Genomic DNA, 22,492 nt, shown 5'->3' on the forward strand with positions numbered 1-22,492 from the left:
AGATCCACATCGGAATCGACGAAAAAACACTGGAGCTCCTCGCAGCCGAGCTCACCTACGGCGATGTCGGCGACGCCACGATACTGCCCGATTTGCTCGACAAGATAACGCCTGAACGAGAGATCGCGCTCGACATCCCCGTCACGGAAGTCTTGGGATAAGTCTGTCCGGGGCTAGGGGAAGCCCGGCCATCAGGCGATCTGCGCAATAGAACCAATCCAGAGTCCAATGATTAAAGCAATCTCGCGTATAAATTCAGCGGCGTTTAGTACATAGTCAGGAAAGCCTACAGGCAAGTTGATTACATCCAAAACGCAAGCATTCTTACCAACCCATATCCCAAGGCGGTGTGCCGCGATAGCGTTCGGCTAGAAAATCGACCAACACGCGCACTTTGGCGGCCAGATGGCGGCTATGCGGGTAAAGGGCATATCCCCCGAAGGATTCGCCCTCAAAATCGTTCAGAACCTGCCGCACCCGACCTGCACGCAGCGCATCAGCGGCGACAAAACTAGGCACACAAGCCAGCCCCAACCCTGCCTCGGCGGCGCTCAAGCAGGCCTCGGCATTCGAATAGCGCAGACGCCCACGTACTGGCACGGCAAGGGGTTCCCCATTCTGCCGGAACGGCCATCGTCCCGGATCGCGGAAATTGGTGTCGATGATGCAAGGTAGATCCGACACCGCCTGCGGGGTTTTCGGTACTCCGTACCGGGCAAGAAAATCAGGCGCCGCAACTGAAATGATCCGAACTTCGCAAAGCTTTCGCACGATCATGCTTGAATCAGATGGGTGGCCCACACGGACGGCCATGTCGAACCCTTCGTCCACCAAGCTTACGACCCGATCTGTGAAGCTGATGTCCAGTTCAATCTCAGGCCAGCGCAAGGCAAAGGCATTCATGATTGGTGTCAACTCCAGCCCGCCGAAGGTCAGAGGCGCTGTCAATCGCAACCGCCCCCGCGGCACCTGCGTGGCATCGCGCACCGATGCATCCAAACTGTCGAATTCATCGAGCAGCGGACGCAGCCTGTCAAAATATGCCTGACCGGCCTCAGTGGGCGAGACGGCTCGCGTGGTCCGGTTCAGTAGCTGCACTCCCAGTGCGCCTTCAAGCCGAGAGACTAGCTTTGACGCCTGTCCGGAGGTCGTACCAAGTCGATCGGCGGCAGCGGTGAAGCTACCAGCTTCCATGACGGACACGAACATACGATCGCAAGTTAGTCGGTCCATTAATTAGTTCCATTCCCGATGAGGTTCATAGAATATTGGCAGTATTGCATCTAATATGGATGGGATGAAACCCTGTTGTCGTGTTACCCTTGGACAGGTTGATCTCTATCTGTGTGACAGTTGGTCCGCATAGAGGCTATGGAATACTGAACTGGCTCAATCCCACATCATGCAAGTGAAGTTCTTCTGGCGGATTCCCAAAGTTGCAAAGGTGTCCTCATTAATCGACTATAGAAATAATCCAGTCTTGACCAAAAGATGGGTACGTGATTCCTTCTTCGCCAGACATTAACATCGCAAGATCAGGCGGGGAAACGGGCACGTTTGCAAACCTGGATGCCGAATCCAAAGAACTCAAGAGGTAATTCGACTGTCGCTTTATTCCAGCGCAAAAATTGATGCGGGCAAGCGTTTTACAAATCCCTTTTCCGTCAGATCCGCACGGCAGTTCCTGAAGCAAGATGGCTTCATAGAACTGCCGGAACCACTCTGCTTTCGCGACGACGAACTCGATGTGATTGATGCGATCTGTGGACATGATCTTCTTCATAACTCTGTTCCAACAGAACAGTACCAGTCTATAACGATCACGTGACGAACCTAGTCGCGCAGTTCTTTGTTGGCTCGGATTGAACTGCAGGTGTCCGCAGAAAGCCAGACGTCATCCTGGTCCCATTGTCGGCAAGCCCTCAGGGCTATTTCAAGCTGCCAGGATGATCCGTCGCATCGCTTTGAGAACTCGATCATCAATTCCGTGGCCCAGCCCGTCGAACAATTGCAGATGCGGCTCAGCGCCTGCTGATCGAAGCCACGCATCGGTGGCGTGCACAATTTTTGGCGGCATCACGGCATCGGCTCCACCATGCAGCAGCGCGATAAGCGGCCATTTCGCGCACGCGGCAACAGGCCCCGCTAGGCGTCCGGACAGGGCTAGGACACCTGCGGCCGGCATCCCGGCGGCGACAGCGTGCAAGGCCATGATCGCGCCCTGAGAAAACCCGACCAGCAGGGACTCACCTGGATCGCCAAAGTCTTCGATGATGCGGGTGAAGGTTGGCAGCGCCTTTTCCACGCGGCCCGGCCGATCGGCTTCCGTCACACCCTTGACCGAGAACCACTGCCGTCCCGGTCCCATGTCGAAGGCCTGCGGCCCATCGGGAAAGTGCATGTCGAAATCGAGGGCAAGCTGATTGCCCAGCGGGCGCAGCGACGCGCCACTGGTCCCGACGCCGTGGAGAAAGACGATGCGCTTCGGGCTCATTTCGCGGTGTCCATGAGGGCTGCCGGCAGCTCCGGCCCGACGGGGACGATGCTGGCGGGGTTCAGCGCCTTGATCGAGTAGTAGCCGCGCTTGATGTGGTCGATGCTGACGGTCTCCCGCACGCCCGGTATGGCGAGGATGCGTGCCTGGTAAGCGCTGAGGGCAGGATAGTCGGCGATGCGCCGCAGGTTGCATTTGAAAAGGCCATGGTAAGCCACGTCGAAGCGCACCAGCGTCACGAACAGCCGGACGTCGGCCTCGGTCAGCTGGCCCCCGAACAGGTAGCTGCGGCCATCACCGAGACGGTGCTCGAGCTCGTCGAGCATGGTGAAGACGTCGTCGAAGGCTTCTTCGTAGGCGACCTGCGTGGTGGCGAAGCCAGCGCGGTAGACGCCGTTGTTGAGCTTCGGATAGACACGGGCATTCAGCGCGTCGATCTCCTCACGCAGGTTCTCGGGATAAAGATCGAAGGTGTCATCGGCCAGTTCGCCGAAGCCCGAATTGAGCATCCGCAGGATATCTGCCGACTCGTTATTGACGATGGTGCCGCGCTTCTTGTCCCACAGAACCGGCACTGTCGCCCGCCCCGAGATGGCGGGATCGGCGCGAGTGTAGATCTCGTGCAGATGGGTGGCGCCGTTCAGTTTGTCGTAGTCCGAGCCGGGATAGTCGCCGAAGCGCCAGCCCTCATCCGTCAGCGCCGGCTCGACCACCGACACAGAAACCACGTCCTCGAGCTTCTTGAGCTTGCGCCCGATGAGGGTGCGCGAGGCCCACGGGCAGATCAGCGCGACGTAGAGGTGATAGCGGTCCCGCTCAGCCGCGAAGCCACCTTCGCCGGTCGGTCCGGCACTGCCATCTGGAGTGATCCAGTTGCGAAAGTTCGAGGTCTGGCGGACGAAGCCGCCCTTCTCGTCCTTGGCTTGAACGGGCTGCCAGTCGGCTACCCATTTTCCATTCATAAGCATTGTCGTAGCCTCAATTCCTGAGCGTGATGGCCGTGCCCCACGGGTCGTGGAGGGTCAGGCCATCATCGTCTCTGCTGATGTCGATGCCGGCGCTTTCGGCGCGGGCGGCGATTGCTTCGATGTCCGCGGCGAGTCGGATAACTATCTCGACGGTGTCGAGTCCGCCCGTACCGTCCGGACGCCTTCCGGCGCGGCGGCTGTTCCAGATGTTGCCAGCAAGCTGGTGGTGATAGCCGCCGCTGCCGTAAAAGCTCGCGCCGGGATAACGCGCTGCAATGTCGAGGCCGAGCACGCCCGAGTAGAAGCGATCAGCTTCCGCCGTGTCGCCGACCTGAAGGTGGACGTGGCCGATCATGCCGTCATCGGGAAAGCCAAACCATTCCGTCCCATCGGCGGCCTTCAGAAGCGCTTGCGCGTCGAGCGGGTCGGTGGACATCCGGATTTCGCCAGCTGGACCGTGCCAGCGGGAGACCGGGCGGTCGACATAGACCTCGATGCCATTGCCTTCGGGGTCCGCAAGGTAGATCGCCTCGCTGACGATATGGTCCGACGCGCCTTGAAGCGGCACGCGCGTCGCCACCGCATGCGCCAGCCAGCGGGCCAGGTCGGCACGTGTGGGCATCAGGAATGCGGTGTGGAAGAGGCCCGCCTGCCGCCGGTCGTTCGGCGCCAGCGCCGGGTCGCCCAGCAGCTCCAGCAGCGGCGCTGTGGCCGTACCGAGCGTGACGCGCCCATCGGAAGAGGCCAGCCGAACAAGACCGAGAGCCGATGTATAGAAGGACGCGGCCGCATCCAGATCCCGTACCTTGAGCTGGACCTTGCCAATCCGCATGGGCGCAGCGTGCATGTCGAAGAAATCAGTCACGGTCGTCATCGCCGCCGTCCTTTCCGAAAGTTGTGAAGGAAGGGTGGTGCCGGCCTCCCTCCTCGAGGAAAGGAAGCCGGTCACGCCTTGCTTTGCCGTCATCGAGCGGCACGGGGTGCCTTCGGCTCAATTGAACACCATGCCGCCATCGACGACGATGGATTGGCCTGTGATGTAATCGGAGTCGGGACCGGCGAGGAACGAAACGACTGCCGCGACGTCGCTGGCTTCGGACATACGCTTGAGCGTGATGTTCTTGGCGAACTGCTCCATGCCCCAGTCGAACGATTCACCGGCATTGTCGGCGACGTCCTGGGCGACCTTCTGCATCATCGGCGTATTCACGATCCCTGGCGCGTAGGCGTTGACGGTAATTCTGAGCGCCGCAAGGTCTCGCGCCGCGCTGCGTGATGCCGCGCACTGCGAACTTGGTCCCGGAATAGACCGCCAGTTCGGGGTTCCCGACGTGACCTGCCTGTGAGGCCGCGCTGATGATCTTGCCGCCGTGGCCCAGTGCCTTGAAGGTCTTGACCGCAGCCTGGATGCCCCACAACACGCCCCCGACGTTGATGTCGAAGGCACGACGATAGGTCTCAGGGGTGATGTCCTCGATCGGCGTGATCGGGGCGACGCCGGCGTTGTTGACGACGACATCGAGGCCGCCCAACTCTTCCGCTGCCTTTTCGACGGCGGCAAAGACGGACTCGCGGTCGGCGACATTGACCTCGACCACCGTGGCTTTGCCCCCGGCCGCGACGATCTTGTCGGCCACGGACTGGGCCGACGTCGTGTTCATGTCAGCAACGGCAATCGCGAAACCGTCCTCCGCCAGGCGCAGGGCGATCGCTTCGCCGATGCCCTGACCCGCACCCGTGATGAAGGCGACCTTTCCGGATATCTTGCTCATGTTCTTCTCCTGAGTTGTTCGGTTTCGATTGGCAGCTCGTCGCGAGGAGTGCGGCCGCGGGAGGTGACCCGCGGCCGGCAGCTGAGGTCAGGCGCGTGACCGCTTCAGGGCGTAGGCGCCGTCGCCAAGAAGGGCCTGAACGACGAGTGCGACTGCCCAGAATGCGGGGAATTCCCAGCCGCCACCTTCATTCGAGAAGAAGAAGCCGGCAGCACCATGCGGCACGTAGATCGAGCCGAGCAGGATCGGCACGAGCGCTAGGGACACCCAGCGGCTGTAGACGCCGAGGATCAGGGCGATGCCACCGAAGAGTTCGGCTGCGATGACGAGATAGGCGAGCGGTCCGGGCAGGCCGAGGCTCGCGAAATATCCTGCGGTGCCGGCCGGCGTGAAGACGAAGAGCTTTAGGCCGGCATGGGCGAGGAACAGGATGCCCATCGAGACCCGCAGGATCGTCGCGGCGAGATCGGCATTGGTCACACCCTCGACGAGGGACGTCCGGGCGGCAGATTGGGTGGAGGCGTAGGTCATTACATTGGTCCTTTGACTGAGGGGATCAGGCAGCGCGCTGCCAGGTGGGGGCGATGTCGGTGCCGTGGCCAAGGCCGTAGGCGAGCGCGATATTGAGGCCGCCGACGGGCTCGAGGTAGCGAGCGGCCGCGAGGCCACCCGTTTCCAGGGTCTTGAAGCCGGCGCTTTCGGCGAGGGCCACGACCTGGCTGCGGGCCTCGGCATCGTCGCTCGCCACGAAGACGGTTGCCGGCTGGCCGGCGACCTGACCGCCGTTCTGCAGGACGGACGCGAAGACGGTGTTGAAGGCCTTGACCACGCGGGCCTGCGGCGCGAGCTTCTGGATTTCCTCGGCGGCGCTGGTCGTGTGGCCGACAGTCAGAGCCGAAAAATCGGCCGTCATCGGATTGGTGATGTCGATGACGATCTTGCCGGCCAGACCGCCCGCGGCCTTGATGACGTCCGCAGCTGCGCCGAAGGGCACCGCCAGCACGACGATCTCGGCAGAGTCCACAGCGGTGTCGAGAGGGCCGCCCTGGATGTCATTGCCCAGATTGGTCGCGACGGAGCGGGCTTCGGAGGCATCGCGCGAGGCGAGCGTGACCTGATGACCGCCCTTTGTGAAAAGAACGGCAAGGCCGCTGGCCATGTTGCCGGTTCCGAGAATGGAAATGTTCATGTTCGTTCTCCTGGTTGTGACGCATCTGCGTCTTCTTCCAGGAGAACATGGCCTCATTCATTCAGAATGATAATCCTGTCAAGCGGAAGATGATTGCATCCGTTTCGGAAGGAATAGCTCCCAGCCCTGTTCCCAGTGGGGCGTTCCGCGATAGCGATCGGCGAGGAAGTCGACGAGTGCCCGGACCTTGGCGGCGAGATGCCGGCTGTGAGGATAGAGGGCGTGAACGACGAAGGGCGTGGTCTCGTGGACCTGCAGAATGCGACGAACCCGCCCCCGCCCGGATCGAGGCCCCGGCCACGAAGCTCGGGACGCAGGCCAGACCCAGCCCGGCCTCGGCGTTGGAGTAGCGAATTCGACCGCTGATCGGTGTCGCTAGGACTTCGCCGGCGAGCGATCCGGCTCCCGGAAGTTCGTGTCGATGATGCAGTCGTGCGCTGCAAGTTCCTCTGGCGCGACCGGCTCGCCCATCCGCTCGAAGTAGGCTGGGGGCGCCGACGACCACGATCCGCATATCGCAGAGCTTTCGCGCAACCAGGCTCGAATCCGCTGGACGTCCGATGCGGATCGCCATGTCGAAGCCTTCATCCACGAGGTTCGTCACCCGGTCGGAAAAGGTCACGTCAAGCTCGATCTCGGGATAGCGCAGTGCGAAGTCGCTGAGCGCAGGGGCGAGCTCGATCACGCCGAACGAAAGTGGCGCCGTCAGTCGAAGCCTGCCTCGCGGCGCCCGAGACGCGTCGCGGACGGCCAGGTCAAGATGATCGTATTCATCAAGCAGCGGACGGAGCTGATCGAAATAAGCCTTGCCCGCCTCCGTTGCCGATATCGACCGGGTCGTGCGGTTGAGCAGTCGCACGCCGAGTTCCGTCTCCAGTCGGGAGACGAGCTTGGACGCATAGCCCGAACTTTTGCCGAGTCGTTCGGCCCCACCTGTAAAGCTGCCCGTTTCCATCACGGCGATGAACATCCGGTCGCAGTCAAGCCGATCCAACGATCAACCCCTCTTTAGAAGCAATAGACCTCATGTGGGGGAGTTTAACATCCCTCCGGAAGAAATGTAACGAGGCAGATGTGACAGCTTCTTCGATGGGCTGCTGGAGGCGTGGGGCCATTTAAGGGATCAGTAGTACGCGTCCGCTTAAGCCGCGGCTCTCCAGCATGGCGTGCGCCCGGGCCGCCTCGGCCAACGGGACCGTCGTGTACCGGGGTGCGGCAATGCTTCCATCCTTGATCCACCCAATGAGCGCAGCCACTGCACCGCGGAGGGCCGGGCCATCGAGACTTTCGGAAAAGTATCCCGACAGGGTAACCGGTCGGATCAGGTCCCAAAGATCGAGGCGCACGTTACTTCCGCCCACAGCGCCGACAAGCGACAGGACGCCACCAGGCTACAGGGCCCGGAGAGACATCTCGAACACGGGTGCGCCGACCGTGTCGAGGATGCCGTCAATGCTTGCGGCCTCCAAGTCAGGCGGCGCGTCGCGGGGGGGAGAAAGCGATCTCGTCTGCCCCGAGGCCACGCACTTAGTCTGACTGCTCGACTCGGGACACGACGCCCACCACAGTCGCGCCCTGGGCTTTGGCGATCGCCACGGCTGCCGAACCGACGCCGCCAGCCGCCCCCGATACGAGGATGCGCTTGCCTGCGAGGCTGCCAATCCTGCGCAGGCCCTCGTAGGCTGTCACTCCGCCCAGTCCGATGGCGGCCATCACGTAGGGGTCGATCGCGGAGCCGATCGGGGCAACAGAGTCGGCGGCGACGGTGACAAGCTCGGCGTAGCCGCCCGGCCGCTCACCGCGCACGCCGCCGAGCCCCTGCATCATGGTGATCACCCGATCACCGGGAAAAAGGCCGCGAACGGAGGCGCCGACCTCTGCAATCTCTCCCACGACCTCTACGCCCGGAACATAGGGAAACGGCTTGCGCTTCCGGACGGGCCAATGGCCCATCCTTATCTCCAGATCGGTGTGATTGACCGCAGAGGCGATGCTCTTGATCCGCACCTCCTCGGGCTGCAAAGTCGGGAGTTCCAAAGGTGCATAGACGAGCAACTCCGGCGGACCGTAGTCATTCATCTGAACGGCGTTGGAGGGTTTCATATTCATTCCGTACGGATCGTCCATGATCAACGCAGTCCGGCCTCCTCTGGTAAAAAAGGGGCTACACCGGATCCTTTTCGGGCGGTCCGCCGAAAAGCTTACCTTCGCCGGCCCAGTCGCGCGGCGCGACATCCTCGAAGATAACGTAGATGTACTTTGCATCCGTCCCGGTGTTCCGGACGATGCTGTCCGTGATGTCTGCCGCCACTTTTTCCTTCATCTCGTGGTCCTTTCCATCGAACCAACTCACGCGAACAACTGGCATAGTCTGGGCTCCTTTCCTTGTTCTGGTCGACAGAATATGCGCTGTATCCAGCGGATTGGTAATCCCCCCATTTTTCTGATCAGTGTAGAGTTCATCTCTACAATGGAGGGTTCAGAATGGCTGAGACAGACACCCTTTCGGGCATAGCGGTGTTCGTGGCCGCGGCCCGCGCGGGTAATTTTACCCTGGCGGCGGAGCAGCTCGGCATCACGAAATCGGCTGTCGGAAAGAGCATCGCTCGACTGGAAGAGCGGCTTGGACTGAAGCTGTTCAACCGCACGACCCGGCGCACGACCCTGACGTCCGATGGGGAGGCCTACTTCGCAGCCTGTTCCGCGGCCTTCGACGAAATTGCAGCTACCGAGGCTGCCCTGACGTCCAGAAATCGCGTCATCGGAGGTATGCTTCGGCTTGACATGCCCGTGGCGTTCGGGCGCCGCATCCTGTTGCCGATCCTCCTGGAGATCGCGAAGCCTCATCCACGCCTGAGCCTGACCTTGTCGTTCACCGATGCCATGGTCGATCCTCTTCATGACGATGTCGATCTGGTGATCCGGTTCGGCGCGTTGCCAGACACACACGGCCTCATCGCGCGAAGGCTCGCAAGTCAGAGGCTGATGATATGCGCGGCTCCGTCATACCTGCAAGAGCATGGCGTGCCTCAGACGGTTTCTGATCTCGCGGAACACTGGAACATCGTGGGGATGCGCAAGGGGCCGCCCGTGAGCTGGCTTATGCAGGAGAACGGAAGCACGAAGCGGATCACGCCTCCGCCGACTCACCAGTTCAGCGACGGTGATGCCATTATCGAGGCAGCCATTTCTGGTTTTGGAATCTGCCAACTGCCGGCATCGGTCGTGCGAAGGTACATCGACTCCGGTGCCCTCGTGCCCATCCTGGAGGAGCATTCGCGGACGTCAGTCGACGTTCACGCCGTCTGGGCGCGACAAGGACAGTTGAGCCCGAAAGTCCGCTACGTCGTCGACCGACTTGTGGAATATGCGGAGGATGGTTGGTTGGATTGACAAGTTGCGACGGACCAATTGCACTCCTCCTTCTGGATCATTCCAGTTGAGTAATCACCATTGCAACTGGCAGCCCATAGGCTGCAGCAGATACATGGCCTTTTCCACGAGTGCCCTCCATCCAGAAGAGGTCACCTGCAACGGGGCTGACAGCAGAAGCGCGTCATGAAGCCCGGCAGAAGCGGGTAGCACCGCTGGTCAATGATCTGCATGACTGGATGAGGTCGGAGCGGGCCCGGATGTCGAAGCACAACCCGGTCGTCAAGGCCATCAACTACATGCTCAACGAGAACGGCCGCTGGGAGGCATTCACTCGCTTTCTTGATAATGGACGGATCTGCCTGACAAATAATGCGGCCGAGCGCGCCCTCAGAGGCATCTCATTGGGCAGAAAAACATGGCTTTATGCAGGATCTGAGCGCGGTGGCGACCGGACAGCCTTCATGTATACCCTCATCATGACGGCAAAATTGAACGACATCGACTCGCAGGCATGGATGGCCGATGTCCTCGCGCGGTTGCCGGATACGCCCGTGTCGCGCGTGCATGAATTGTTGCCCTGGAACTGGAAGGCCCGATACATGGCTCAGGCTGCTTGACCATGCAGTTGAACAAGGTCCACGCCGTCAAAACGGTCGAGCGCCTCCATGATCTCGCCATCAGCATGGAGCCCGTAGATGGCATCATCTGGGTCTATGGCACTGAAGAGGTCGAGGTCCTCGCATTCACCCCGTTCGCTGTAGAAACTCTCGTCGAGATGATCGCCGTAGAACGCGACCGTCAAACTTGAACCCCGGCGGCCTTCACCGTAAGCGTGTTCTGGCACCCACCTTCCAGGCTTTGTCCTGAGCTGCGATCTCCGGCCTGATTGAACCGCCCCGGGTTTACCGGAGGGTGATTTGTTCAACGTCAGGCTACTTTATCGAGTGTGTTTAGATTTGCATAGAATGCCTCCTCTGCTTCTGCGGGTGTGATGTATCCGATGGGTCCAAATAGCCGGCGGTTGTTATACCAATCGACCCACTTCAGCGTTTCCCATTCGACTTCGCGCATCGATTTCCACGGTCCGATCTGGTTGATGACCTCGGCTTTGAACGTAAGCGTTCGCTACGGATCACCGAGCTTTCAGCTTGACGGCTTGAAGTTCCATGGCAGCAGGTCGTCGATGCGGTTTTGGGGGTGACCATTGGCGATGGCCGTCAGGGTCGCCTTGAGGTAGGCGAAAGGTTCGACGCCGTTGATCTTGCAAGTTTCAATGAGTGACGCGATGCGCCCCCAAGCGGTGCCACCTTCATCGGAAGCAGCGTCATGATGCCGGGAGTCTGGGTTTTGATGCGGTTGTCACGTACCCTTTTCACCCGCTTTGTGGCCAGACAGTGGAAGTTGTCGGATCGGTCGAGCACGACTTTTGCCGCCACCTTCTGATCCGTCAATTGCGTGGCGGAGCCTTTTATCTTCCAGCGTGGATGATTGCCCCCGAAACAAAGTTGATCAAGGTTGTTGACACACCCCGGCTTCCGCTTGAGCGGTTAAACGATCTTCGTACGCTGCTGGATCAGCTTCTACACTCCTGTTTGGACGAAACGGCCAGCACAGGAGATGTCGATGACCCGCACCACATATCAACAACCCGATCTGTTCGCGCATCTGGCGCCCAAAGTTCACTGGACGCAAGGCGACCGTCAGAAGGCCATAATGCTTCTTCGGAATTTGCTGCAAGAGGCGATGAGCGAACCGCTCCTACCAAATCAGCCAATGATCGAACAGGAGGCCGGCAATGACCAAGATCATGCCTGAGCATCTGGGGCGCAGCGCCTATATTTATATCCGCCAGTCTTCCACATATCAGGTGGCCAACAACTTGGAGAGCCAACGTCGGCAATATGGGTTGGTCGAGCGAGCACGTCAGTTAGGGTGGGAAAGCATCGAGATCATTGATGAAGACCTTGGCAAATCCGGCAGCGGGGGTACGGAGCGACCGGGATTTCAGAAGCTTCTGGCCGCGATCTGCGAGGGCCGTGTTGGCGCAGTGCTTTCCCTTGAAGCGTCAAGATTGGCGCGCAACGGGCGAGATTGGCACAGCCTGTTGGAATTTTGCGGTGTGCTGGGGACACTGATCGTGGACGAGGACGGTCTTTATGACCCGCGTCTGATAAATGACCGCCTGCTTCTGGGCATGAAAGGCACGATGAGTGAGATGGAGGTGTCGGTATTCCGGCAGCGCTCGGCTGAAGCCATCAAACAAAAGGCTCGCCGGGGCGAATTACTGACAACCTTGGCGGTCGGCTACGTCAAGACCGATGACAACCGGATCGAAAAGGACCCCGACCGCCGCGTTCAGGACGCCATCGCTCTGGTGTTCCGGAAATTTGCCGAATTGCAGTCAATCCGTCAGGTTCTTCTCTGGTTTCGGGACGAGGAAGTGGTTCTGCCGCGCGCAATCTACGGCGGTGGGGCACCGCGCATCACATGGACGTTGCCGGTCTATCCAACGCTGCACCACATGCTGACCAATCCCGTCTATGCCGGGGTCTATGCGTTCGGGCGCCGTGGCAGCCGGACTATCATCAAGGATGGACAAAAACGCCAAAGCCGTGAAAGCTTCAAGCGCAACTGGAACGACTGGGATGTTCTGATCCGGGACCATCACCCAGGCTACATTTCCTGGGGAACATTCGAAAAGACGCAAAGCATGATTGCCGAGAACGCAAATCGCAGTGGCTATGCGGGGCGCGGAGCGATCCGAAAGGGCGAGGCGTTGTTGCCCGGGCTATTGCGATGCGCGCGCTGTGGTCGGCGTTTACGGGTGGCCTATAGTGGAAAAGGCGGCAACACGCAGCGCTACGTCTGTCATGGCACATTCGGCAACAACGCGCGGCCCAACTGTATCGTGTTTGGCGGCATGCGAATTGATCGCGCGGTCGCGACGGAGGTTCTGGACCGCCTGCAACCCATGGGGATAGAGGCCGCCTTGTCCGCGGTCATTGCGCATGAAGAAAAGCAACACGACAAGCTTCAGCAGATGGAGAACGCACTGCAGCAGGCGCGTTTCGAAGCCAAGCGCGCGCAGCGCCGGTATGATGCGGTCGACCCGGATAACAGGCTGGTAGCAGACGAACTGGAACGGCGCTGGAACGACACGCTGCATCGGGTGCGCGATCTCGAAATTGATATAGACAGGCTCAAGGCGGAAACGCCCGTCACCGTATCCGTGCCGGATCGAGAGCGATTGATGAGCCTGGGGGCTGATCTGACGCAGGCGTGGAGCAGCCCCGGCGTCACACCGGAGACCCAAAAGCGGATTTTGCGGCTTATGATACGCGAGATCATCGTCGACATGACCGAAGATAGCTTGGCGCTGATCATCCATTGGCAGGGCGGTGATCACACGCGCCTAAGCGTCAAGAAAAACAAGGCGGGCCAAACACGCTGGACGATTTCCGGTGAAACACTGGATCTTGTCCGTGTCTTGGCACGTCAGATGCCTGATGAGCATATCGCATCGATACTGAACCGCGCAGGCCGCATGACGGGGAAAGGCCTCACCTGGAACCGAAGTCGTGTCTGCAGCTTGCGCAGCAGGCATGATATCCCCACGTATCGTGAAGGCGAACGTCAAGAGCGCAGAGAGCTCACCTTGGATGAAGCGGCCGCTATCCTTGACGTCAGTCCATCGACGGTGCGAAGGTTGATCGAAGCTGGAGATCTGTCGGCCGACCAGACCTGCAAAGGTGCCCCTTGGATCATCAGGCAACACGCTGTTGAGACAGACAGCGTTCGAAAAGCAGCCGATGCACGCCGCGGAAGACGCCCGGCGTCTGACGATCCACTTCAAATAACCATGAAATTACAGAGGCATACGTAGATGTGTAGTATAAAGCACCCTCGTCATGGCCTGCAAAAAGTGGATTCTTTCGATTGAGAGCTATCGGTCGGATCAGATTTTCAACCCTGTTGGAGTCGATCTCGACGCGGCCATCGGTCAGGAAGGTTTGCAGCCCGTCCCAGTGATTGTGGATATAGGCGAGCTTCTCACCCAGCCGCGACTTTGCCGATATCTTGCGACGTTGCGCCTGAAGCCATTCCCCAAAGGCCGCGACCAAAGATGCGGTGCGCGTCTGACGGGCAGATAGGCGCTGGCCCGGTGAGATGCCACGTATATCCGCCTCAATCTTATAAAACTCAGCGATCCGGCGCAGACCTTCGGCAGCGATTTCTGACCCATCACGGTCAAAGACTTCCTTCAGTTTGCGGCGCGCATGCGCCCAGCAATGTGCAACCCGAATGGGATCACCGCCTTTTCGAGAGGGTTTGGTCAGCCGATTATAGCCCTGATATCCATCTATTTGCAGGATGCCATCGAAGCCGGTCAGGAAGGTTTCGGCATTCTCGCCTGCGCGGCCTGAAGCATAGAAATATACAACGCCCGGTGGGTCGTCTCCGCCCCAAGCGCGGTCATCCCGCGCCAAGGCCCAGAGATAGCCGGTTTTGGTCTTGCCCCGACCAGGATCGAGCACTGGTGCTGTCGTTTCATCCATGAACAACTTGCCCGAGGTCTTCAGATGCGCGGCCAACCGGTCGACTACAGGCCGCAGATGGAATGCCGCCTTGCCAACCCAGCTCGCCAACACGGCGCGGTGCAGATCAATGCCTGCTCGGGCCAGGATCTGGCTTTGGCGATACAAGGGCAAGTGGTCCGCATATTTGCTGACCAGCACATGCGCGATGGCCCCTTCAGTGGGCAGAGCCGCATCAATCAGGAAAGCAGGCACAGGGGCCTGACGCACACCGTCAGTGCAAGCACGACACGCATATTTCGGGCGCACCGTGACAATCACCCGCAGCTGCGCAGGCACGATGTCCAAGCGCTCTGTGCGATCTTCGCCGATCTTGTGCATTTCACCACACCCACAGGGGCAAAGCAGGCTGTCCGGCTCGATCACATTCTCGATGCGCGGCAAGGATGCGGGCAGGTTCCCGATATTGCGCCGCGGAGCGGGTTTCTTGCGTGTTCCATCACCTTGGGGCGCCGCGCGTGTTTCCTTCTCTGCCTCGACCTCTTTGAGCGCGATGGTCAGATCTTCAAAGGCCAGTTGGCGCCCGTCTTCGGTCAGCTTCTCCGACCGTTTCCCATGCAGGGCATGGTTCAACTCAGCGATCAGATGCTCCTGGCGTTTGGTGATTTCCTTAAGCGCGCTGACCTCCTGCATCAACGTTTCCACGGCCGCGCGCTGATCGGCAGGGAGTGTGGAGAGGTTGATTGCAGGGGTGTTCGACATGCCCGATTTTTACCGGAATCAATGCCGATATAAAAGCAAAAACAGCGCCTTAACCTATTCCGGCGCGCTTGGCCGGCGCGGATCAACCGGCTTGACCTTGCGCCAGTCCAGCCCGGAAAATAGTGCCTCAAACTGTGCGTGGTTCAGCGCCATGATCCCGTCCTTGATCGCAGGCCAGGTGAAGGTTGTGTCTTCCAGGCGCTTGTAAGCCATCACGAGACCTGAGCCGTCCCAATACAAAAGCTTCAACCGGTCAGCGCGCCGCGCGCGAAACACAAACACCGTGCCAGTATAAGGGTCCTTGCGCAGCGTGGACGCCACCAGTGCGCAGAGGCCATCGTGACCCTTACGGAAATCGACAGGCTGCGTCGCGACCAGCACACGCACGCGGTTGGACGGAAAGATCATGCCTTCGCCCCCAAGGCACGCACGATCTCCACAAGCCGGTCTGTGCCTATATCCCCGTCCAGACGGATCGTGACAGCTGCAGTGACAATCTCGATCGGCTTTGGGGATACCGGCTTGATGGGCGGGTCTTCCTCTGAAACCAGCGCCATCGGACCCGACAGAACGACCGGAGCGAAACACAGACCTTCATCTTCCAGCACCGCAGGAAGAACAAGATTGCCGCGCCGCGCACGACCACGCCATTCCGAAAGGTGATTGGCCCGTAAACCGTATCGCCGCGCAACCTCATTCACCGTAGCCCCCGGCTCCAGCGTCTCCGCCACAATCCGCGCTTTCACCTCATCCGGCCAGCGCCGCTGACCATTCGTGCGGATATCTACCCCATAGTCACGGAGAAACTCATCCGTAGTCGCCATCGCGAAACTCCATCCCGATTTCAATCAGGCCGGAGATCGCAGCTCAGGACAAAGCCTGGAAGGTGGGTGCCAGAACACGCTTACCCTTCACCGGATGGATACTCCGGACCTCACCCGTGCCCGCTTCAACCCGGAAGGTGCCCGAAAGGATCGCCGCGATCTGACGGTGCGGGGAGCGATGCTGGATCCCCGTCCAACCAGCAGGCAGCCGGTCATCTTAAAAGGCAATGAAATCAGCGGATCCCATCGAGGCCAGGAGCGAATGTGCTTCAAAGAAAGGCCGGATAGATTCACGCGTCCAATGCCGTCAATCCTATCGTGAAAAACACCTTGCGCAGGGGGCGTCCATAGATTCGCTCCATGAAGGCTACGATGAGCCAGAAAACCTCCGTTCCGCAAGATGCTTAATATGTTCCATGGGTGCTGACGTCAGACATTCTCGATGTAGAAGAACATGACACGTGAGACTGTTTGAACCAGGCAGCTTAAGCCGCGGCTTGATGCTGACGGCCATCCAGTTCTCGATTTTACAGTCGCTGAAGAGCAACGGCGATACCCTGGCCAACACCGACACACATGGTCGACAAGCTCATTTCGCCCGAGGCCAGATCCAGCATGGCTGTACCTGTTATGCGGGCACCCGACATACCAAGCGGATGGCCCAGTGCTATCGCACCGCCATTTCGGTTAACGCGAGGATCATCGTCTGCGATCCCTAGCGCGCGCAGTGTCGCCAGGCCCTGTGAGGCAAAAGCTTCGTTCAATTCGATGACGCTGAAGTCCTTTTGCTCTAAGCTCAGTCTTTTCATAAGTTTTTGTGACGCTGGCGCAGGTCCGATACCCATGATTCTTGGAGCGACGCCAGCAGAAGCCCCACCTAAAACCCGAGCAATCGGCGTCAGCCCATTTTCTGCAGCAGCTTGTTTTGAAGCAAGGATTAGCGCAGATGCCCCATCATTGATGCCTGAAGAATTGCCTGCGGTTACCGTACCGTCTGCTTTGACAAAACTGGAAAGCCGTTGAAGGTCGGCCAATGTGGTCGCAGGGCGCAGATGTTCGTCGCTAACAACTGACTCTGAGTTGCCCTTACGTCGCATGATCATAACAGGAGTAATTTCCTGAGCCAGCCGCCCTGAGGCCATCGCTGCTCCAGCGTTCATTTGTGACCTCAGCGCAAAGGCGTCTTGATCGGCGCGCGAAATACCATAGCCCTCTGCGACATTCTCCGCTGTCTCGGGCATGCTATCTACACCATAGTGTTTTTTCATTAACGGGTTGATAAAACGCCAGCCGATGGTGCTATCCTCTACAGAGGTCTGTCGCGAAAACGCACTCATCGCCTTGGGCATTACGAAGGGTGCCCTGGACATGCTCTCGACACCGCCTGCAATAACGAGATTGGCCTCGCCAGCCCTGATCGACCGGGCTGCTGTAATCACTGCATCCATGCCTGACCCGCACAGACGGTTCATTGTGGTGCCTGGAACAGTATCAGGGTAACCGGCAAGCAATAGTGACATGCGCGCGACATTGCGGTTGTCTTCACCAGCTTGGTTGGCACAGCCGAGTATGACTTCGTCAATCGCCTCGAGATCAAGAGCGCTATTTCGTTCGGCCAAAGCCCGAAGTGGGATCGCCGCGAGATCATCAGCGCGGACTGTGCTAAGGGCTCCCCCGTATCTCCCGATCGGTGTGCGAATATAATCGCAGATGAAAACCTCAGTCATTGGTACTCCTATTCGCCTTAAATTTTGCCACTTGTCGCGACCTTGCCCATCTACCACTTACTTTTTCAAACAACCGACCACCTACCCTCCCAAGATGTAAAAAGACGAGAGATGAGCATCAGGTGGCGCACCCGTGTATACTGCAGGCACTGCTATGCGGATCGTAGAACCAAAGGTCGATCACCTGTGAGCGTGACCACCTCAGAGTGCCGAGTTGTAGATGAGTTCCGCACCTTAAAGAAATGCTTGAGCCTAGTGAATGTGCGTACCTCCATTCACATCGAGCGTCGCGCCTGTTATAAAGGATGACATATCGGATGCGAGAAACAGGCAGGCATTAGCGACATCAAGTGGCTTACCAGCCTTTTTCAAGGGAATAGCATCAACGATACTTGCGATCCTGTCGTCATCCAGCACGTCAAGCATGGATGTCTCAATCATTGCTGGACAGATCACGTTGGCACGAATGCCTTGCGATCCAAACTCACGGGCGATGGTGCGAGTCAGGCTTATTACACCTCCCTTTGACGCCGCGTAATGCGCGCCGCCTACAAGGCCGCCGCCGCGCTGTGCTGCAGATGATGCCAGATTAACGATGGTGCCCGAACTTTTCTTGGAGAAAACCTTTATTACGCTCTGGCAAATGTTGAATGCTCCCTTGAGATTAATGTTTATCATCTGGTTGAACTCGTCCGAGGAGATCGAGAGAAGTCCTTTGCCGTTCACGATCGCAGCAGAATTCACCATCGCATCCACGGTCCCAAACCTCTTTAACGCAGCTTCTATTGCTGCATCACAGCTTTCGGGCGATTGAATATCGGTCCTTATGCCAAGAATATCCGCAGTTTTCCCGGTCTTGGCCTTTATCTCGCTTTCGATTTTTTCCGCCACTGTATCATTCATTGCGACATCCAAGGCTACTATCTTCGCGCCGTGCTCCGCAAACAATTCTGCCGTTGCGTAGCCAATGCCACGAAGCGAGGCCGCACCAACGATCACGCAAACTTTGTCCTGCAATTGCTTTAGATTGTTCATTGTTTTATCGACTTCCTTTGGATTTAGAGGTTTGGGTGGCGCGACTTTCAAACAGACCTCGAATTTCAGCTACGTCGAAGCCCAGCATGTGAAGCACTTCTTCTGAATTCCACCCGCAGGGCGCCGCAGGCGAACGTTGGTCCAGACTTTCCCCATCGACGCGCACCGATGTGCGGATTGCCGCCGTTCGGCCTTCGGTTGGATGGTCTTCGTAGGAAATTAGATTGACGGCCTTAAGATGCTGATCCTCTGGCAAGGTTTGGAGAGTATGGCACGGCATGACTGCAAGGTCTGATGCCCGCAAAATCGCGATCCACTCTTTAGAAGTCCTCTCAGTCAGCGGCGCGCCGCGCACTTCGAACCACTCTGAAACGTTGTCCGCACGGGCTGCGACTGAGTTGAACCTGGGATCATCTGCGAGTTCGGAACGGCCCGTAGCAATAAGAAAACTTCGCACCTGTGTGTCGGTATTTATCGTGAACGAGATAAATCCATCCTTCGTCCGAACTGGCTTATTATGTGGGCTGAGCAAGCGTTGATCACCTGCCGGGCCAACCGCAGGCTGGAAACTCTGCTGTGCCAGATGTTCTTGCAGGACGAAAGCAGCCATTGTTTCAAACATCGGGATTTCAAGAAACACACCGCGTCCCGTTTCCCGCTGACTGAGCACTGCTGCCATAATTACACCTGATGCAATCTCGCCAACGACGTGATCGCAAACCAGCATGGGTATATAGCTTGGCGCCCCGTCGCGCGCCTGCATCAGGCCAGCCATGCCTGTCGCCCCCTGTACCACGCTATCATATGTTGGAAAGCCACCATACGGCCCATTGGTGCCATAACCCGTCAGGAGACAGTAGATCTTCTCAGGGTGCCGGGAGTGGATTGTTTTGGCATCCAATTCCAGACGCACCAATGCTTGTGGCCTCATATTGGCAACTATAACATCAGCCCAGCTGATCAGTCGGTCAATGATCGGGCGTGCAGCTGGGTTCTTCAAATCAAGGCAAATATTTTGCTTACCGCGGTTAAGATGCAGATAAGTCCCGGAGTGTTCACCAGTCGGAGATTGGCCTCCGAGCCCACGCATTAGGTCTCGGTCGGGACTTTCGACCTTGATGACAGTCGCGCCGTACTGTCCAAGACGCCACGTAGCCACAGGGCCTACTACGACGCTGGTGAGGTCAAGAACCTTTAGTTTATGGAGCGGGGCAAAGCTCATGCGCAAGATATCTCCATAGTCGCCGCCAAAGCCATGGAGTGATCGTATACGCGCACATACCATCCCTGATCAGACCGGTCTGCAGCAATTGTGAGTTCGCGGTTCACATACAGAGGTGCAATGTGCCGCGTAGTGAGTGCCGCTTGTCGTAGGCCAAGGTCGATTCGCATTGCTTCGGTAACAAGTAGAGTCACAAGCCCACCGTTCACCACGAGGTCAGGTAGCCCCTCGACTTCCTGCGCATAGGCCCGATCCAAGTGAATTTTGTGGCTATTAAAGCCAAGCGCCGAATACTGGAATAGCAGCGTGTCGTCAGGCGTGACTTTCTTGATGAACTCAGCTTGAATGCTTGACATTTCAGGTGGTGGCGCCACCGCCCCCGAAGCGGCCTCAAGCAATAGGTATGTCTGTGTCTCTCTGATTGTCGCCGAGCCATCGACTTCTTTGATTATGTTCTCAATCTCGACGATGGCCATTTTTCCAGTCGGTGCTTCCTTTTCCCGGATTTTGGCAAGACGGCTTGTCCGCCGGATGGAGGAGCCGACCTTTATAGCGCCTTGGCATTCAACAGCCCTGCCACCCAACAAGAGGCGCGGAAGAGACATATCTGGCATTGGGACACCGAAACCTGGAAAGCCGTCTTTCCGGAGTTCGGTTCGGGGCGTCGCTCCCCCCAGAAGAAAGAAATGCCAGCCAAAGGGGAGCGAATCGCCGCTGCCGAAGGAAGTGGGCTTGAGGTTCAGCATAGCGGCGACTCGGCGAACCATACCCACACTACAGTTGTCCGGTTGCTCCTTTTGGGCCCCGGAACCTGAAAGTTGCATCTGCGAATCCCCCCAAATGAGTTCGGTATATGAATTTTACTATTTACCTATAAATCAAAAAATAGTGCAAAGCAAGCAGGTGTTTGAATGCCCAGTTTTTGTTAATAAATGCTGCATTTTAACCTTCTTTTTTGTGCACTCTTTAGGTGAGATGTTTTTGCTTGACAATTATTATTTTTACTGGTGAATATACCATGAGAGCTCGCTTAGCTATGCTCGGGTTACTGAGGTGTATGAATCTGCTGTTCGGGCACCTGAAGTACTAAGAACTCTTGTCCCAGAATTCCGCTACCAAACTCGCTGCTGAACCAACTGAGGAAAACAATGAAAATCGAACTTCACCACATCAACATCTGCTCTAGGGATGTTCCTGAACTCGAACGCTTTTACCGCGACGTGTTCAACTTTAACGGCGTAGAAGATGATGAGCATGAGCAAGATACCGGCCAGGGCTATGACGGCGGAGTTGCCTTTTTATCAGACGGAAACACCGAATTTCACCTTGCCACCACCGACCTTGGTGTCGCACATCGTACAGGTCACGCCGTCAATCCTCTCGAGCGGGGGCACATCGCCTTCCGTACCGACGATATCGAAGCGTTCAAGGAGCGCTTGAACGAGTTGGGCGTGCCATTCTCAGATTATGGCACTTGGGCCATGGCTGGGTGGTATCAAGTGTTCTTTCAGGATCCTTCGGGCACGATCATCGAGGTACACCAGATCGGCTGCTAGTCTGGTGTTCAATTAGTAGAGTCCGTGTTTGCGCATTGGAGCCCTGCGCCAACCGTATCGTCGTTGTCGGCTGATCGTCTCAAATTGATAGCGGCCAAATACTGAAATGATCAGCATGCCCTGCATGCAACAATACTAGCGTGAACAATTTGGCCGATCGCACTGGACGGGAGCCCTTATGACGACGAGTAGAAAAAAGGTTGAAGAGAATACGCGCGACGTCATGGAGTCGACGAAGTTGACGCCCAAAGCTCAAAACGCTGGCTACTCAGCACCAGCTCTGGAAAAAGGCCTCGACATTCTTGAAGTGCTTTGCAAGAGCAGTGAAGGACTGACGCAAAAGGAAATTGCGTCCTTACTTGGGCGGAGCACAAGCGAACTTTACCGCATGGTGAACTGCCTAGAGCGTCGAAAATATATCTCGCACGAGGGTGATAAATACTCCATCACCACAAAACTTTTCCAGCTTTCGAGGATCCATCCACCTACAGACAGGCTTGTTACGGCTGCCTTGCCAATTATGCAGGAGCTTTCGCACAGTGTGGGGTTTGCCTGCGATTTGCGAGTCTATAATAATGGATCACAAACAGTCATAGCGTCTATGAATACCCCTAGTGGTATTGGTTTCAATGTTCGCAGTGGAGCCGAAATTGCAATTGCCCCATCGGCATCCGGTAGAGTCCTCGTTGCATTTCAGCCTGCTGAAACGACAGAAATTCGTATCCGCGAGAGCTTTGCAGGCCTACCTGCCTCCGAGATCAAGGCATTTCGCAAAGATTTGCACGAAGTCGCCGTAAAGGGTTTCGCATCGATAAAGAGCCGTCAATATGAGGGTGTACATGCGATCTCTTTCCCTATCCTTGACATGGATCGCCACGCAATCGCGGCCTTAACCGTTCCAATGGTGCCGCGTTTGGACACCACCCCCGCGCCGAGCAAGAACGACGTTGAGGAACGATTGCGGGAAAGTGCGGAAAAGCTTAACCGGCTGATCAGATAGCGCCGCACAGCCAGGAACGCCAATCCTCTGTAA

At 57.9% G+C, this 22,492-nt stretch carries 22 protein-coding genes and 6 pseudogenes; 7 read left to right on the forward strand and 21 right to left on the reverse strand.

Annotated features, from left to right (window positions below; translation table 11 throughout):
- Positions 1 to 125 (forward strand): annotated as a pseudogene (locus ACTZWY_RS13305) (IS5/IS1182 family transposase); the annotation flags it as partial.
- A gap of 199 nt (positions 126 to 324) precedes the next feature.
- On the opposite strand, the gene ACTZWY_RS13310 reads toward ACTZWY_RS13305, so the two are convergent.
- The 11 genes and pseudogenes from ACTZWY_RS13310 to ACTZWY_RS13360 all read right to left on the reverse strand — a co-directional run bounded on the left by ACTZWY_RS13310 (position 325) and on the right by ACTZWY_RS13360 (position 8,791).
- Positions 325 to 1,233: a LysR family transcriptional regulator gene (locus ACTZWY_RS13310; protein WP_444791199.1), complete on the reverse strand. Its 909-nt coding sequence runs from the start codon at positions 1,231 to 1,233 to the stop codon at positions 325 to 327.
- Positions 1,234 to 1,453: 220 nt separating this feature from the next.
- The gene (locus tag ACTZWY_RS13315) at positions 1,454 to 1,783 is read right to left on the reverse strand and encodes a hypothetical protein (RefSeq protein ID WP_444791200.1); all 330 of its coding nucleotides are present in this window, start codon (positions 1,781 to 1,783) and stop codon (positions 1,454 to 1,456) included.
- A gap of 150 nt (positions 1,784 to 1,933) precedes the next feature.
- Positions 1,934 to 2,494: a hypothetical protein gene (locus ACTZWY_RS13320; RefSeq protein ID WP_444791201.1), complete on the reverse strand. Its 561-nt coding sequence runs from the start codon at positions 2,492 to 2,494 to the stop codon at positions 1,934 to 1,936.
- Positions 2,491 to 3,462, reverse strand: coding sequence for a glutathione S-transferase family protein (locus tag ACTZWY_RS13325; protein ID WP_444791202.1), 972 nt, complete (start codon positions 3,460 to 3,462; stop codon positions 2,491 to 2,493). Before ACTZWY_RS13325 ends, ACTZWY_RS13320 begins: the two co-directional genes overlap by 4 nt.
- A 10-nt stretch (positions 3,463 to 3,472) precedes the next feature.
- Positions 3,473 to 4,336, reverse strand: a complete 864-nt coding sequence (locus tag ACTZWY_RS13330; protein WP_444791203.1) for a VOC family protein — start codon at positions 4,334 to 4,336, stop codon at positions 3,473 to 3,475.
- Between the two features lie 117 nt (positions 4,337 to 4,453).
- Positions 4,454 to 5,234, reverse strand: a pseudogene (locus tag ACTZWY_RS13335) ((S)-acetoin forming diacetyl reductase).
- Between the two features lie 87 nt (positions 5,235 to 5,321).
- Positions 5,322 to 5,765 (reverse strand): DoxX family protein, encoded by a 444-nt coding sequence (locus ACTZWY_RS13340; protein ID WP_444791204.1) that lies wholly within the window; start codon positions 5,763 to 5,765, stop codon positions 5,322 to 5,324.
- A gap of 25 nt (positions 5,766 to 5,790) precedes the next feature.
- Complete coding sequence (locus ACTZWY_RS13345) at positions 5,791 to 6,423, reverse strand: NADPH-dependent F420 reductase (protein ID WP_444791205.1); 633 nt, start codon at positions 6,421 to 6,423, stop codon at positions 5,791 to 5,793.
- Between the two features lie 61 nt (positions 6,424 to 6,484).
- Positions 6,485 to 7,417 carry a LysR family transcriptional regulator gene (locus tag ACTZWY_RS13350; protein ID WP_444791206.1) on the reverse strand — a complete coding sequence of 311 codons (933 nt, stop codon included), beginning with the start codon at positions 7,415 to 7,417 and terminating at the stop codon, positions 6,485 to 6,487.
- Between the two features lie 533 nt (positions 7,418 to 7,950).
- Positions 7,951 to 8,550 carry a quinone oxidoreductase family protein gene (locus ACTZWY_RS13355; protein WP_444791207.1) on the reverse strand — a complete coding sequence of 200 codons (600 nt, stop codon included), beginning with the start codon at positions 8,548 to 8,550 and terminating at the stop codon, positions 7,951 to 7,953.
- Positions 8,551 to 8,587: 37 nt separating this feature from the next.
- The gene (locus ACTZWY_RS13360) at positions 8,588 to 8,791 is read right to left on the reverse strand and encodes a tautomerase family protein (protein ID WP_444791208.1); all 204 of its coding nucleotides are present in this window, start codon (positions 8,789 to 8,791) and stop codon (positions 8,588 to 8,590) included.
- Between the two features lie 116 nt (positions 8,792 to 8,907).
- Here ACTZWY_RS13360 and ACTZWY_RS13365 point away from each other — a divergent pair, with 116 nt between their 5' ends.
- Together ACTZWY_RS13365 and ACTZWY_RS13370 are read left to right on the forward strand one after the other, a co-directional pair.
- A complete protein-coding gene (locus ACTZWY_RS13365; RefSeq protein ID WP_444791209.1) occupies positions 8,908 to 9,816 on the forward strand; it encodes a LysR family transcriptional regulator in 909 nt (302 codons plus the stop codon).
- 143 nt (positions 9,817 to 9,959) lie between these two features.
- Positions 9,960 to 10,415, forward strand: a pseudogene (locus ACTZWY_RS13370) (IS66 family transposase); the annotation flags it as partial.
- Here the strand turns inward: ACTZWY_RS13370 and ACTZWY_RS13375 are convergent.
- The 3 genes and pseudogenes from ACTZWY_RS13375 to ACTZWY_RS13385 form a co-directional block, all read right to left on the reverse strand.
- Positions 10,403 to 10,600, reverse strand: coding sequence for a hypothetical protein (locus ACTZWY_RS13375; RefSeq protein WP_444791210.1), 198 nt, complete (start codon positions 10,598 to 10,600; stop codon positions 10,403 to 10,405). The pseudogene ACTZWY_RS13370 and the gene ACTZWY_RS13375 sit on opposite strands and share 13 nt — an antisense overlap.
- A gap of 125 nt (positions 10,601 to 10,725) precedes the next feature.
- A pseudogene (locus tag ACTZWY_RS13380) lies at positions 10,726 to 10,911 on the reverse strand (IS3 family transposase); the annotation flags it as partial.
- 30 nt (positions 10,912 to 10,941) lie between these two features.
- Positions 10,942 to 11,094, reverse strand: a pseudogene (locus tag ACTZWY_RS13385) (transposase domain-containing protein); the annotation flags it as partial.
- A gap of 327 nt (positions 11,095 to 11,421) precedes the next feature.
- Between ACTZWY_RS13385 and ACTZWY_RS13390 the strand changes: the two are divergent.
- Together ACTZWY_RS13390 and ACTZWY_RS13395 are read left to right on the forward strand one after the other, a co-directional pair.
- Positions 11,422 to 11,613, forward strand: coding sequence for a hypothetical protein (locus ACTZWY_RS13390; RefSeq protein WP_444791211.1), 192 nt, complete (start codon positions 11,422 to 11,424; stop codon positions 11,611 to 11,613).
- Positions 11,606 to 13,681, forward strand: coding sequence for a recombinase family protein (locus ACTZWY_RS13395; RefSeq protein WP_444791263.1), 2,076 nt, complete (start codon positions 11,606 to 11,608; stop codon positions 13,679 to 13,681). Before ACTZWY_RS13390 ends, ACTZWY_RS13395 begins: the two co-directional genes overlap by 8 nt.
- Here ACTZWY_RS13395 and tnpC read toward each other — a convergent pair.
- The 7 genes and pseudogenes from tnpC to ACTZWY_RS13430 all read right to left on the reverse strand — a co-directional run.
- Positions 13,632 to 15,095: pseudogene (gene tnpC / locus ACTZWY_RS13400) on the reverse strand (IS66 family transposase); the annotation flags it as partial. The gene ACTZWY_RS13395 and the pseudogene tnpC overlap by 50 nt on opposite strands.
- A gap of 54 nt (positions 15,096 to 15,149) precedes the next feature.
- Positions 15,150 to 15,503, reverse strand: a complete 354-nt coding sequence (tnpB, locus tag ACTZWY_RS13405) for an IS66 family insertion sequence element accessory protein TnpB (protein ID WP_444791212.1) — start codon at positions 15,501 to 15,503, stop codon at positions 15,150 to 15,152.
- Entirely contained in the window at positions 15,500 to 15,919 is a 420-nt protein-coding gene (gene tnpA / locus ACTZWY_RS13410; protein WP_444791213.1) for an IS66-like element accessory protein TnpA, read from the reverse strand. The genes tnpB and tnpA overlap by 4 nt, the downstream gene beginning before the upstream one ends.
- Positions 15,920 to 16,446: 527 nt before the next feature.
- The gene (gene pcaF / locus ACTZWY_RS13415) at positions 16,447 to 17,646 is read right to left on the reverse strand and encodes a 3-oxoadipyl-CoA thiolase (RefSeq protein WP_444791214.1); all 1,200 of its coding nucleotides are present in this window, start codon (positions 17,644 to 17,646) and stop codon (positions 16,447 to 16,449) included.
- A 252-nt stretch (positions 17,647 to 17,898) separates the two neighbouring features.
- The gene (locus tag ACTZWY_RS13420; RefSeq protein ID WP_444791215.1) at positions 17,899 to 18,681 is read right to left on the reverse strand and encodes an SDR family NAD(P)-dependent oxidoreductase; all 783 of its coding nucleotides are present in this window, start codon (positions 18,679 to 18,681) and stop codon (positions 17,899 to 17,901) included.
- Between the two features lie 4 nt (positions 18,682 to 18,685).
- Positions 18,686 to 19,903 (reverse strand): CaiB/BaiF CoA transferase family protein, encoded by a 1,218-nt coding sequence (locus ACTZWY_RS13425; protein WP_444791216.1) that lies wholly within the window; start codon positions 19,901 to 19,903, stop codon positions 18,686 to 18,688.
- Positions 19,900 to 20,649 carry an FAS1-like dehydratase domain-containing protein gene (locus ACTZWY_RS13430; protein ID WP_444791217.1) on the reverse strand — a complete coding sequence of 250 codons (750 nt, stop codon included), beginning with the start codon at positions 20,647 to 20,649 and terminating at the stop codon, positions 19,900 to 19,902. The genes ACTZWY_RS13425 and ACTZWY_RS13430 overlap by 4 nt, the downstream gene beginning before the upstream one ends.
- A gap of 402 nt (positions 20,650 to 21,051) precedes the next feature.
- Between ACTZWY_RS13430 and ACTZWY_RS13435 the strand changes: the two genes are divergently transcribed.
- Entirely contained in the window at positions 21,052 to 21,459 is a 408-nt protein-coding gene (locus ACTZWY_RS13435; RefSeq protein WP_444791218.1) for a VOC family protein, read from the forward strand.
- Between the two features lie 178 nt (positions 21,460 to 21,637).
- Positions 21,638 to 22,459 carry an IclR family transcriptional regulator gene (locus tag ACTZWY_RS13440; RefSeq protein WP_444791219.1) on the forward strand — a complete coding sequence of 274 codons (822 nt, stop codon included), beginning with the start codon at positions 21,638 to 21,640 and terminating at the stop codon, positions 22,457 to 22,459.
- Positions 22,460 to 22,492: the final 33 nt, after the last annotated feature.

The organism is Roseinatronobacter sp. NSM, from assembly GCF_052379845.1.
In the GTDB taxonomy this organism is placed as follows: domain Bacteria; phylum Pseudomonadota; class Alphaproteobacteria; order Rhodobacterales; family Rhodobacteraceae; genus Roseinatronobacter.